Origin of the sequence: Caballeronia sp. GAWG2-1 (assembly GCF_023631405.1) — a bacterium.
Lineage (GTDB): Bacteria > Pseudomonadota > Gammaproteobacteria > Burkholderiales > Burkholderiaceae > Caballeronia.
Genome location: NZ_JALQDD010000027.1, coordinates 481746 through 495399, shown reverse-complemented (window position 1 = coordinate 495399; position 13654 = coordinate 481746). Strand labels below are relative to the sequence as shown.

Here is a 13654-nt window from a genome sequence, read left to right as displayed (position 1 = left end):
TGCGCTGGCGCGGCTCGGAGGACACGAGCAACTTCGGGGCGTGGTGGAGGTCGCTGCCCAAGTGCATCGGCAACGTATTGAGGGAATTGGACTCGACGAGCTACGACTACGACGAGCGCGGCAATCTGATCACGAAATCGGGCGGCGCTCAGCTGAGAAAACCTACGGCCGGTCACGAACATTGAGCCCTGCTATTTGCCGCCGCATAGGCAGCCAGGAACAACAGCTCCCGTCGCTCGACAACTCCGATCCCCAAAACACACCCCCTTCCAGCGCAATGCAATCCGCCAGCGTTGATCGCCAGGTTTCCGAGATGACGCAAACCTTAAAATAAACACACCGACACCACGTCCACAAAAAGCATTCGATCTCAAGCCTCCCAAGAAGCAAAGAAGCGAATAAAAAAAATCAAAGAAATGGATCACATAAAACCCACCGATCTAAAAACCATCCTCCATTCCAAACGCGCCAACCTCTACTACCTCGAACACTGCCGCGTCCTGGTGAATGGCGGCCGCGTCGAGTACGTCACCGATGCCGGCAAAAGAAACCTCTACTGGAACATCCCTATCGCGAACACGACCAGCATCCTGCTTGGCACCGGCACGTCCATCACGCAAGCCGCGATGCGCGAACTCGCCAAAGCAGGCGTGCTCGTGGGCTTCTGCGGCGGTGGTGGCACACCGCTCTTCAGCGCCAGCGAAATCGATATCGAAATCGCCTGGATGTCGCCGCAAAGCGAATATCGGCCGACGGAATATCTGCAAGCTTGGGTGCGCCTCTGGTTCGACGACGGCGCCCGCTCTCACGCCGCCCGACATTTGCAAACGAGCCGTCTCGCGCGACTTCGGCACGCGTGGACCGCGCGCGCCTTACGCGAGGCCGGATTCGCAGTCGACATCGAGCGTTTTGAAGCGCTGGTGCAGCAGTTCGGCAAACCGATTGCCGATGCCACCGATTCCGCCGCGTTACTACTCATCGAAGCACGTCTCACGAAAGCCCTGTTCAAGCTCGCGGTCGATGCAGTCGGCTACGGCGATTTCACGCGCGGTAAGCGCGGCAGCGGCACCGATCCCGCTAACCGGTTCCTCGATCACGGTAACTATCTGGCCTATGGTCTCGGCGCGACAGCCACCTGGGTGCTGGGCCTGCCTCACGGTCTGGCCATCCTCCATGGCAAGACACGGCGCGGCGGTCTGGTGTTCGATGCAGCCGATCTCGTGAAAGACGCCGTCATCCTCCCGCAAGCGTTCCTGTCTGCCATGCGCGGCGACGACGAGCAAGCGTTTCGCCGCAACTGCATCGAGGCGCTGACGCGCGACGAGTCGCTGGACTTCATCATCGACACGCTCAAGGCCATTGCGCTCGAAACTCCACATGGCATGCAGACATCGGATGCACGCTCATGAACGTCCTGTTCGTCTCGCAATGCTCGAAGCGCGCGCTTACCGAAACCCGGCGCATTCTCGATCAATTCGCCGAACGCCGCGGCGACCGCACCTGGCAGACGCCCATCACCCAGGCGGGTCTCGATACGGTACGCAAACTGCTGCGGCAAAGCGCCAGAAAAAACACGGCCATCGCATGTCACTGGATACGCGGGCGCGATCACAGTGAACTGATGTGGATAGTCGGCGACGCGCGGCAGTTCAATACGGAAGGCGCCGTGCCGACCAACACGACCACGAGCGACATCCTCCGCGCCGACGATGAAACAACGTGGCACCGGCTTCCCCTGATCTCGGCGCTGAGCGCGTTGGCCGCGCTGCTGCATGATCTCGGCAAGGCCACACAAGCATTCCAAGACAAGTTACGTAAGCCCGGCGTGCACGAGACTAACCATTATCGTCACGAATGGATATCGGTACGCTTGTTTCAGGCCTTTGTCGGCGATACGCGCAACGATGCCGACTGGTTAAGCCGCCTCTCATGTTGCGCCGACGAAGACATCGATCCGAAGACATTTCAGGCGCAATGGCTCGACGGCTTGCTGCGCGACGAACTGGATGGACTGAGTGCCCAGGATTGCAAGCCTTTTGCGACGCTGCCGCCGCTGGCGCAAACCGTTGCCTGGCTGATACTGACGCATCACAGATTGCCATGCTGGCCTGTGGAGATGACACATGGCAGCGTCGCCGACGATGTCGATGACCAGTGTCGCAAGTGGCGGCACTTTGGCGCGTACCCGGACGATATCAACCGGTCTCGTCTAGTCGACTTGCTCCGTCAAGTCGATGCCGACTGGAACCAGCCTCGCGAGGTGGTCGGCCGCGCCACGCTCGATGCGCATTGGCGTTTCAAACACGGCTTGCCGGTGGCAACGTCGCACTGGCGCAAACAGGCCGCGCGGTACGCGGGCAAGCTTTTGGAGTTGCACCGCCTGACGCTCGCTGCCGCCACGCTCGACGATCCATTCGTCAAGCATGTCTCGCGGCTGTGTCTGATGCTCGCCGATCATCACTATTCCAGCATAGAGGACGATGATCGTCGCAAGCGCTATCGCAATCCAGGTTATCCGTTGTATGCGAACACGCGTCGACAGCCGGGCGATGGACCGTCGCAAGAGGCGCGCTTCAATCAGACGCTCGACGAACATTTGCTGGGCGTACAGGCCCATGCATCGCTGGTGACGCGTTCCTTGCCGACGCTCGCGCGCAGTCTTCCCGCGCTGCAAAATCATCGCGGCCTCAAGAAGCGTAATACGGATGCGCGGTTCCAATGGCAGGACAAAGCGGCGGATCTTGCGGCCGGTATTCGGACGCGCGCGGCCGCGCATGGTGCGTTCGTGGTCGACATGGCATCGACGGGCTGCGGCAAGACCCTGGGCAACGCGCGGATCATGAATGCGCTGGCGGACCCGAAACTCGGCATGCGCTGTGCGTTTGCAATTGGTCTGCGAACGCTTACGCTTCAGACGGGCCGAAGTTATCAGCGCGACCTTGGTTTGAACGACGAGCACCTGGCGATCAAGGTGGGTGGCATCGCCAGTCGAGCCTTGTTCGATTACTGGGAAGCTCGAGCAGAAGCCACCGGATCTGCATCGTCCCAGGCACTGCTCAATGAAGACGGGCAGGTGCTTTTCGAGGGCAACGATCATCATCCGCTGCTGCAGCGACTTACCGACGACCCGAAAGTGCGTTCCCTGATCGCCGCGCCAATGCTCGTTTGCACCGTCGATCATCTGACGCCCGCGACCGAGAGCTTGCGAGGCGGACGCCAGATTGCACCGATGCTGCGCCTGATGACGAGCGATCTGGTGCTCGACGAACCCGACGATTTCGACATGGCCGATCTTCCGGCGCTGACCCGGCTCGTGCATTGGGCCGGAATGCTTGGCGCTCGGGTCTTGCTGTCTTCGGCGACGTTGCCGCCCGATCTCGTTCATGGATTATTTCTGGCTTATTTGGCCGGTCGAAGTCATCACCAGCGCAATCGCGGAGAGAGGCCGGCTGAGGTGCCGCGCGTGGCGTGTCTTTGGGTGGATGAATTCGCGCAATCTCATGCCGATTGTGCCGATGGCGAGACGTTCGCTCAAGCGCACGATGCCTTCGTGCGCAAACGCTCGGCGCAACTCGCCAAAGCCGAAGTGCGACGACGCGCGCAGTTGATCGCGATTCCGCTGCAAACATGGCGAACCATGCAGGAGCGGGATCGTCGCGATGCGTTTGCGGCACTCGTTTTGCAGTCTGCGTGGAGCTTGCATCAGGATGAGCAGAATCACGATGTCGATGCAACGACCGGCAAGCGCGTGAGTTTTGGCCTTATCCGAATGGCCAATATCAAGCCGTTGTTCGATGTTGCCCGGGCGATGTATCGGCAAGGCGCGCCAGCATCCGGTGTGCGTGTTCACTTGTGCGTGTATCACTCGCAGTTTGCGTTGCTCGCGCGATCGCATATCGAACAGCAACTGGATTCGGCGTTCGATCGTCGGGCGCAGGGACGCGGCGGGAATCCTGCGTTGCGGCATTCATCGGTGCGCGCGCTGCTCGATGCGCATCCTGAGGAAGATCATCTGTTTATCGTGCTGGCGTCGCCGGTGTGCGAGGTCGGGCGCGATTGGGACGCTGACTGGGCAATTGCCGAACCGTCGTCGATCCGTTCGCTGATCCAGCTTGCGGGGCGCGTGCGGCGGCATCGGGCGGGGGCGGTGGCGCGGGCGAATATCGCTGTGCTCGACACGAATCTTCGGTACTTCGAGCGACGTAATCAGAAGCTGGACGCGGTGTTCAGCAAGCCGGGGTTCGAGATGTCAGGCGGCGTTTCTCGGGAGTCGGGCGAATCGGCCTATTTCTTCCATTTGCAAACGCACTTCTTGAGCGAGCTGTTACCGCTGCCTGAAGGCAGTCATTCGTGGCCGATCGATGCTCGGCCGCGTATTTGTCGCGCCGACAAGTTGAAGCCTTCCAAGAGCCTGATCGACCTGGAGCATGGCCGAATGCGTGACACGATGCGGCCGCGCGATGCGAGCAGCATGTCCCGTACGCGCATATCGCACGATGCCACGCGGCATTGGCACGCCACGGACGACGAGCGCGTTCGAATCTGGTTGACGGGTGTGCTGCCGCAGATGCAGCGCTTTCGTCACGATCCACTGCGACGCGAAGATATCGCGTTGCTGCCTTCGGAGGACGAGGATGAGTTGCGGTTGCATCGGGTTATCGGTCGGCGGGAGCGAGGGAACGCGCCGTATGTCGATATTCACCACAAGTTCAAGCCGATAGCTGATTCCGAGTTAGTCGGCCCGGGGATTGGTTCGTGGTGTCATGTCGAATTGATGGACCTATTACGGCAATGGGCGGACGCGCATGGACAGAGCGCGTTGGCTAGCGCGGAGAGGGTTGCTACGGTTAGCTTGCATGAATCGCAGAATGGGTGGTGGTTTCACTCGGTGCTGGGGTTTAGGGAGGAGTGAGGCTTTGCTGCCTGTTCGGCAGGAATGACAAACACTATAGATTTGACTTTTGCTCAGCTACCTGCACGGTAGATCCAACAAACTACGTTAGCACGTTTGCAATTCACACATTTAAGAATTTTCGAACCACTAAAGATTTGACTTAGTGAAGTCTGCTCCCTTAATCTATTTCAGGCGAGTTCAGTAGTCAATCAAACACCGAATCTCGCCAATAAAGTTGAGTGGTCCGTTGACTGCTTTTTTAAGGAAAGTTAGGAGAACACATGTCATGTTCACATGCGCCGGGAGCATCTGATTGCTTCCGCGCAGCAATTGACGCCTTCTTGCCTGACCGTCTCCAAGCCAAACTGGACAAGCTTCCCCTCGATGATGCAAAGCGATCAGAACTGATCGCCAAGTATCAACGCGGTCCGTGGCTTAATGACGCGGCAAGGCGTGTAAAGCATATACAGGTCGTCACGCATTCGCTGAAGGCGATGCATCCACGAGCACGCGGCACTAATCTCTACATTAAACCTACGGAGTTGCCTTCTCTTAGTGAAGTTGGCAGTCATGCGTTAGGTAATCACTTTGTGGTCGACGTAACAGGTGATGCGGGTGCTCTTGACGTTTACAAGCTGCTTAAGATCGAGTCCGGTGGACGCAGTTTGCTTCAGGCTCTGCTGGACGACGACCAGGCGGCTCTACAGGCTCTCGCGGACGATCCTTCCGAGGCCAAGACGTTGCGAGAGGCGCTGATTAGCATCGTGGCCGAACGCGACGGCGGTCCTGCTTCCCACGGATACGCAAAGCAGTTGTACTGGCTGGTTGGCGACAACGCCGATGACGACGCGCAGTATCACCTTATTTCTCCGCTGCACCCAACCTCGCTTGCTCAGGTCATATACGAGGAAGTGCAAGACGCCCGCTTTGGTGATTCCAACAAGTTGGCGCGTCAAGCATATCGCGATGGCTCGATGTACGAGGGCGCTTATCGTGATTACCGTGATCTCGCAATCCAGAAATTGGGTAGCACTAAGCCGCAGATAGTCTCACAGCTCACTAGCGAGCGCGGGGGGAATAACTACCTGTTGTCGTCACTGCCGCCAATATGGAAAGCCCAACGCAACTTTCTTCCGGTACATACTACATCGATCTTCGCGCGATCCTTCGGCGCACGTCGCTCAGTGCGTGCTGCCGTTCACAGATTGCAGGAGCATTTGTCGAGCAGCCGTCCGAACAACATGCACTTTCGTGACCGCACGAATCGGCTAAGAGAAAGGATCGTCGACGAATTGGTTATCTATGCCGGAGAGCTATTGCTCCAGCCAGCAGGCTGGACGCGGGAACCTTGCTTCGACACGCTCGCTGAAGAGGAAAAGCTCTGGCTCGACCCGTTGCGTGCCGAATTGCCGGAAGAAGGCGACTTCCTGCAAAGGTGGCTCGTTATGGACTGGCCCGCGCAGATTGGCATCGGCTTCGGCAACTGGCTCAACGGCCAGTTGCAGGACAAATTGACTCGTGTCAGCTTTGAGGAGGCTCGCGAATGGCGTAAAAAATTGCTAGGCGAGGGCAGTAGCTGGGTGCAACACCTGCGTGATTTGCGAGATCGACTCGGGGCACCCCACTACATCCCATTTCGCAAGACGCATGGCGAACTGACGGAGCATGAACGCGCATGAAGAACATTAACAGCGCTAACACCGCCAAGGCGTTGCTCGTGTTGCCTCATCTGCACGTACAGAATGCCAATGCCATTTCCGGCGCGTTTACGCACGGCTTTCCGTCGATCACCGCAACAACCGGACTCATGTGGTCTTTGCAGCGCAAGCTCACCAATGAGGACGTTCCGCTAAGGCTGCAACAGGTTGGCGTGATCTGTCATCGATACGACGAGCAGGTGGCCCAGGGCTACGTCAAGACATTCCGTTTGACACGCAATCCCTTGGGCCGTGATGGCAAGCCATCCACGATCGTCGAGGAAGGACGAATGCACCTGCACATCACATTGGTGTTTCAGGTTTCAATCGACGACGCTATCGCTTCATCGATACTGGACCATGAAAAGCAATATGCCGAATGGGCCGATAAAGTTGGAGAGATCGTGTCGCGCATGCGAGTCGCTGGCGGAACGTTGCTGCCGGTCGGTCCCATGCCCGGACGGCGGACCAAACCCTGGATGGCCGAGCTCGCGGATAGCCACGACAAACGGTCGCGCGATTTCGCCCGATGGCGCCGTCAGTGGCTTCCGGGCTACGCGCTTATCGGCCGCGACGATATTTTGAAGAACCGCCACGACGCGTTGCGCGAAAAGCACCCTGACGCCAGCTTGATCGATGCCTGGCTGCACGCTGCTCGATTCAATTATCAGCCCATGCCGGAAAATGAAGCGGCCGATGACGCTGCATCGTCCACCGCACCCAAGCGCGTGCGTTGGGCCGATCCCGACAGACAAAAGGGCGAAGGCTGGACCGTGCCAATACCCGTGGGCTACGCCGCGCTCACTAAACCGTATCCGGCGGGCAGCGTCGAAAACGTGCGCGATCCGTCCATTCCCTGCGTATTCGTAGAGACGGTGTATTCAATCGGTCAGTGGATCAGCCCGCATCGGCTGAATAGTCTGGATGATTTGTTATGGCGAGCGGAAACCAATACGGAGTTCGGCTTGTATCGCTGTCGTAGCGGTTACGTACACGATCGCTCCGATACCGAGTTGGACGATGACGACGAATACGAATTTGATTGACCGCAGCGACCTTTCGCGTTCGTCGTGGTGTCTTTTGTTTTTATCTTGATTAGGAATATATAAAAAGATGTCTGAGAAAATTGCTACTGCTTCTGTCCTCGCTTTTGAACGTAAGCTGGATCCGTCCGATGCGGTCTTCCACTCTGGCCGTTGGGATGAACGCGACAACGGATCGAAATGGTCGCCAGTTCGTATCCGCGTGAAATCGGTTCGTGGGACGATTTCGAATCGGCTCAAGGCAAAGGGCGGTGATGCAGCCAAATTGGATGCAGCCGTCAATCATGCAAACCTGCAGACCGTGGACGTTGCCACGCTGCCGGCCGATGCCGACACGCTCCGAGTCACTTTCTCGTTGCGCGTTCTGTCGGGCACGGGCATGCCTTCGGCTTGTAATAACGCAGCGTATCGAGTGCGGCTTCAAAACGTGGTGAATGATTATGTCGCCAAGCATGACTTTACTGAGCTGGCTAATCGCTACGCCGCGAATCTGGCAAACGGACGCTTCCTTTGGCGTAACCGTATAGGTGCGGAAAGCGTGGCGGTCGAAGTATCGCGTCAAAAGAACGGCGAGTGCGTACAGAAGCTCACGTTCGATGCGTTGTCGCTTGGCTTGCGCACGATGGATCAATTCGATTCGAATGTGACGGCGCTAGGCGGACTTATTGCCGACGGGCTTGCGGGTAGAACCCATGTGCTTCTGCGCGTGACCGCGTATGTGCGTCTTGGCTTTGGTCAGGAAGTATTCCCGTCTCAAGAGCTGATTCTGGAGAAGACGGAAAAGAGCAAGACGCTTTATCACGTGGAGAACGTCGCGGCTATTCACTCGCAAAAAATCGGCAATGCCTTGCGAACGATTGATACTTGGTATGAGAACGCGCTGGAATCTGGCCCGATTGCGGTCGAGCCTTATGGGTCGGTCACGACTCAGGGCACGGCGTATCGCCATCCGAAGCTGAAGCCGACGCAAGACTTCTACAACCTCCTCGATGACTGGTTGCTCAAGGACAAGATGCCGGCGGTCGAGCAGCAGCACTTCGTCATGGCCGTTCTGATTCGCGGCGGTGTTTTTGGCGATGCGAACTGACGGCCATGACGAGTCACTATATCGACATCACGTTACGGCCCGATCCGGAGTTTAGCCGTGTCCATCTGCTTGGCGCTTTGGTGGCGAAACTGCATCGCGCGTTGGTGGAGTTTCGTGCGGACGACATCGGGATTAGCTTTCCGCAATACAGTTTGAGCCCGCGTTTTCTGGGCGACGTGTTGCGCCTGCATGGCGACGAATCGCGATTGCAGGAGCTGATGGCACGCGGTTGGATGCAGGGTATGCGGGATCATGTGAAGCTGACGGACGTTATGCGCGTTCCGTCGGGGGCGATGCATCGCGTCATACAACGGCGTCAGTTTAAAACCAATGTCGAGCGGATGCGTCGGCGTCGAATGCGACGTAAGGGCGAGACCGAAGCGCAGGCCGCTGCGGCGATTCCGGATACGGTCGAGCGTCGGCCTGATTTGCCTTACGTGCATTTACGTAGCGCGAGTACAGGGCAGCCGTTTTGTTTGTTTGTCGATCAAAAGGGCGAGGTGGCTGCGAGCGTGCCGGGGACGTTTAATAGTTATGGGTTGAGTTGCGGAGCAACTGTGCCGTGGTTCTAAACCCTTTTTCTGGAGCGCTGGTTTGTTGATTGGGAAATCAATGAGTTAGCGATATAGGGAGAATTTGGGTTGGTTTGGCGAGAACGGTGTCTTTTGTTGAGTAATCAAGGGGATGGCGTTTGAGTCGGCTAGTTTGCTGCCGTGTAGGCAGCTGAGAAACATCTCTTGAATCAGCGGCTCCATTTGATTGTGTTTGCTGCCGTGCAGGCAGCTGAGAAAATAAGTAGACCGCCCTGGATGCCGAGCGTGCTGTTTGCTGCCGTGTAGGCAGCTGAGAAAAGGCCGCGGCTTCGTCGAGCTTTGCTTTGATCGTTTGCTGCCGTGTAGGCAGCTGAGAAACATCGCAGGAGCAAGCAAATGACCGAACGTGAAGTTTGCTGCCGTGTAGGCAGCTGAGAAAATTTATCGTGGCTTTGCCCTCGCACGCTACAAGTTTGCTGCCGTGTAGGCAGCTGAGAAATGTATGCGCAATCATTGCGGAGATGAATAAATGTTTGCTGCCGCGTAGGCAGCTGAGAAAATATTCGTTACCGGTTCATCGGTGGACATGCCGTTTGCTGCCGCGTAGGCAGCTGAGAAAAGACGATGACGGCTCCGCCGCAGGCAGCGACGAGTTTGCTGCCGCGTAGGCAGCTGAGAAAGCTCGCGCGTCGCGCGATCGATGAGCGATTTGGTTTGCTGCCGCGTAGGCAGCTGAGAAAGACGAAAAAAAGGCGCGTCGCGAAATCCAGCTGTTTGCTGCCGCGTAGGCAGCTGAGAAACTACATGATCTCGCGGATCGACTCGGCATACGAGTTTGCTGCCGCGTAGGCAGCTGAGAAATCGATGCGCGGCCGCCGGCGCTGGCCGGCCCAGTTTGCTGCCGTGTAGGCAGCTGAGAAAGGCTTCATCGAGCTTTGACTTGATCCAGCCCAGTTTGCTGCCGTGTAGGCAGCTGAGAAATTCTTGCGAAGCGGCTCGGCGAGCTTGCAAGAGTTTGCTGCCGTGTAGGCAGCTGAGAAAGGCGCGGTTGCCGACTATTCGGGTTTGGAATTGTTTGCTGCCGTGTAGGCAGCTGAGAAACTCAAGCGGGTCAGCGGTGCGCGCAACCGGCGCGTTTGCTGCCGTGTAGGCAGCTGAGAAAGCGAGCGACGCAAGGGCAATCACACCGGACGCGTTTGCTGCCGTGTAGGCAGCTGAGAAAGACTCGATGCCGCGAACTTCGGCGATGGTGAAGTTTGCTGCCGTGTAGGCAGCTGAGAAAAATGGGCGAACGGTGTTCCTAGCTGGACACGTGTTTGCTGCCGTGTAGGCAGCTGAGAAAGCATGTCAGCGATGTACGGTGCGCGCTTCGCTGTTTGCTGCCGCGTAGGCAGCTGAGAAAGTTGGACGTGCCGCGACTGCGACTGCGTCGTGAGTTTGCTGCCGCGTAGGCAGCTGAGAAATTCGATGGTTTAGCGTTCTCGGGTTGCGCATCGTTTGCTGCCGCGTAGGCAGCTGAGAAAATAAAGGAGAAGAACGTGAGTGAACAGGCTGTGTTTGCTGCCGCGTAGGCAGCTGAGAAAGTCTCAGTTGATAGGCTCTTAGGGATTCGCTTGTTTGCTGCCGCGTAGGCAGCTGAGAAAATACGGGGGAAACTGCACGACGCCGATGTACTGTTTGCTGCCGCGTAGGCAGCTGAGAAAGACGACGCACCGCTGGGTCAAACATCCGCCGATGTTTGCTGCCGCGTAGGCAGCTGAGAAAATCAACAAGATTGCGCTGGCACTGAAGACGAAGTTTGCTGCCGCGTAGGCAGCTGAGAAAAACCGACGGCTTCGATTTGCGTGAGCAGAGCGGTTTGCTGCCGCGTCGGCAGCTGAGAAAACGTTGCGAGCAACGAGAACGAACGCAAGGAAGTTTGCTGCCGCGTAGGCAGCTGAGAAAGCTTTGGGGCCGATCGATATGGGTCGCGCAAATGTTTGCTGCCGCGTTGGCAGCTGAGAAAATCTCCTCGATAGCTCGCTGCGTGATCGGCTGGTTTGCTGCCGCGTAGGCAGCTGAGAAACACCCGTCGAGCAAAATCCGGTCGCACCAACTCGTTTGCTGCCGCGTAGGCAGCTGAGAAATGGTTCTCGGGCCTCGGTGCGAAATTCGCCGAGTTTGCTGCCGCGTAGGCAGCTGAGAAACGTGTTCGGGGTCTGCAACATGCAGCGCGAGGTCGTGTGCTGCCGCGTAGGCAGCTGAGAAAGCTGCAGCCACTGCCACAGCGATCTGTCTTTCGTGTGCTGCCGCGTAGGCAGCTGAGAAATTTTCTTTGCTGTCACCAACAGCGCGCGCTCGGTGTGCTGCCGCGTAGGCAGCTGAGAAATCGCCGTCGAAGTGCGCGAGCTCGATGGAGAAGTGTGCTGCCGCGTAGGCAGCTGAGAAAGCAAACGGGCAATATACGGGCATGCAAGCGCTGTGTGCTGCCGCGTAGGCAGCTGAGAAAATCAAGGTCGAAGTCTGTTCCGAGTCCGCCACGTGTGCTGCCGCGTAGGCAGCTGAGAAAAGCGTAAGTGATGAGAGAGAGCGCCCGTGCTGCGTGTGCTGCCGCGTAGACAGCTGAGAAGAAAGCGGCTGCGGCTGCCGTCATCGAGCAGGCGTGTGCTGCCGCGTAGGCAGCTGAGAAAGACCGTTCGAGTGGCGTGACTGCCGGACGCATGTGTGCTGCCGTGTAGGCAGCTGAGAAAAACGGCTCACCGGAGGCCATGCCGATCCTCCAGTGTGCTGCCGCGTAGGCAGCTGAGAAATTTCCCTCCCCCAAGTAAGAATTCGCCTAATGGTGTGCTGCCGCGTAGGCAGCTGAGAAAGCACAGATGACGTCAGGAAACACGAAACTGCTGTTTCTGCCGCGTAGGCAGCTGAGAAACGCCGCAGCTCATGGGCATTGTGCCGAGCAACGTTTTCTGCCGCGTAGGCAGCTGAGAAATACAACGTTGCACCGGAGGATGTGGCGGCAGCGTTTGCTGCCGCGTAGGCAGCTGAGAAACGGCAGGAACCGCCCTCCGTCCGAGTCGTACGGTTTGCTGCCGCGTAGGCAGCTGAGAAAAGTCCGGCAAAACGGAAGTCGCGCAAAACTGGTGTTTGCTGCCGCGTAGGCAGCTGAGAAAGGAACTTCGGCAACGGCGGCGCTGGCTCGACGGTTTGCTGCCGCGTAGGCAACTGAGAAAAGACTGCCGCCGAGCGGGACGAAGCAGTCAGAGTTTGCTGCCGCGTAGGCAGCTGAGAAACGCCATTGAATTGGCAATGCAGCCGGCTTCCCCGTTTGCTGCCGCGTAGGCAACTGAGAAATCGCAGCGCTGCAGCCGGGCCATGCCGAGCTACGTTTGCTGCCGCGTAGGCAGCTGAGAAACACGACGTTCAACAGCATCCCGATCCTCGCTGGTTTGCTGCCGCGTAGGCAGATGAGAAAAATCATCTGTTCATCAGTATCGAATCCGATGAGTTTGCTGCCGCGTAGGCAGCTGAGAAAAGGTACTGTGCGCCAGTGAATCGTTGCATGGTGTTTGCTGCCGCGTAGGCAGCTGAGAAACGGCTGAATGCGCCACGCCTCGGAGCGGCCATAGTTTGCTGCCGCGTAGGCAGCTGAGAAACACGATGGGGTTTCGAAGAGGGAGCGGCTCGCTGTTTGCTGCCGTGTAGGCAGCTAAGAAACGCGAGCACCTCGGTCGGCGCAGACTTCATATTGTTTGCTGCCGTGTAGGCAGCTGAGAAACAGAAATGACGAAGCGCGGGGTGACTGAAATAGTTTGCTGCCGTGTAGGCAGCTGAGAAATTCACGATGACATACACGATGGAGCTCGATGACGTTTGCTGCCGCGTAGGCAGCTGAGAAATCATGATCGAGCCAGTCCTTCTGTGCCTCTGTTGTTTGCTGCCGCGTAGGCAGCTGAGAAAAGTATGCTTGTCTCGGGGGCGCTCACGTTTGTGTTTGCTGCCGTGTACGCAGCTGAGAAAATTCACTACCGCAAGTATCAGCGAAACGCGGCGTTTGCTGCCGTGTAGGCAGCTGAGAAATGCAGTGTCGCCCGGCAACGTACTAACGGTGAGTTTGCTGCCGTGTAGGCAGCTAAGAAATCGTAAACGGACGCCGCGCCCGCCCCGCTTCTCTTTGCTGCCGTGTAGGCAGCTGAGAAAAGTCTCGGCGCCGAACACCTTCGCTTCGTGGGGTTTGCTGCCGCGTAGGCAGCTGAGAAACGACACGCGCGCAGTCACGGGGTCGATCCGCGGTTTGCTGCCGCGTAGGCAGCTGAGAAAGCGTAGAGGAAGCGATGGCCGATTTTGCCGCCGTTTGCTTACACGCGATCTTTCTCAGCTGCCTACGCGGCAGCAAACACGGCAATTACCGGCAGCCCGACTTT

General features: G+C 57.8%; 7 protein-coding genes and 1 CRISPR repeat array. All 7 genes read left to right on the top strand.

The window, feature by feature from the left end; all coding sequences use genetic code 11:
• Positions 1-185, top strand: a 185-nt coding sequence (locus NCR98_RS18675; RefSeq protein ID WP_250526910.1) for a hypothetical protein, incomplete at its 5' end; no start/stop codon positions are given.
• 231 nt (positions 186-416) lie between these two features.
• Complete coding sequence (gene cas1f / locus NCR98_RS18670; RefSeq protein ID WP_250526909.1) at positions 417-1409, top strand: type I-F CRISPR-associated endonuclease Cas1f; 993 nt, start codon at positions 417-419, stop codon at positions 1407-1409.
• A complete protein-coding gene (gene cas3f, locus NCR98_RS18665; RefSeq protein WP_250526908.1) occupies positions 1406-4912 on the top strand; it encodes a type I-F CRISPR-associated helicase Cas3f in 3507 nt (1168 codons plus the stop codon). The genes cas1f and cas3f overlap by 4 nt, the downstream gene beginning before the upstream one ends.
• A 263-nt stretch (positions 4913-5175) precedes the next feature.
• Positions 5176-6573 carry a type I-F CRISPR-associated protein Csy1 gene (csy1, locus tag NCR98_RS18660; RefSeq protein WP_250526907.1) on the top strand — a complete coding sequence of 466 codons (1398 nt, stop codon included), beginning with the start codon at positions 5176-5178 and terminating at the stop codon, positions 6571-6573.
• A complete protein-coding gene (gene csy2, locus NCR98_RS18655) occupies positions 6570-7637 on the top strand; it encodes a type I-F CRISPR-associated protein Csy2 (protein ID WP_250526906.1) in 1068 nt (355 codons plus the stop codon). Before csy1 ends, csy2 begins: the two co-directional genes overlap by 4 nt.
• A 67-nt stretch (positions 7638-7704) precedes the next feature.
• Positions 7705-8721 carry a type I-F CRISPR-associated protein Csy3 gene (csy3, locus tag NCR98_RS18650; RefSeq protein ID WP_250470189.1) on the top strand — a complete coding sequence of 339 codons (1017 nt, stop codon included), beginning with the start codon at positions 7705-7707 and terminating at the stop codon, positions 8719-8721.
• A 5-nt stretch (positions 8722-8726) separates the two neighbouring features.
• Positions 8727-9293, top strand: coding sequence for a type I-F CRISPR-associated endoribonuclease Cas6/Csy4 (gene cas6f / locus NCR98_RS18645; RefSeq protein WP_250470187.1), 567 nt, complete (start codon positions 8727-8729; stop codon positions 9291-9293).
• A gap of 131 nt (positions 9294-9424) precedes the next feature.
• Positions 9425-13550: direct repeats of the CRISPR family, unit length 28 nt; unit sequence GTTTGCTGCCGCGTAGGCAGCTGAGAAA.
• Between the last annotated feature and the right edge of the window lie 104 nt (positions 13551-13654).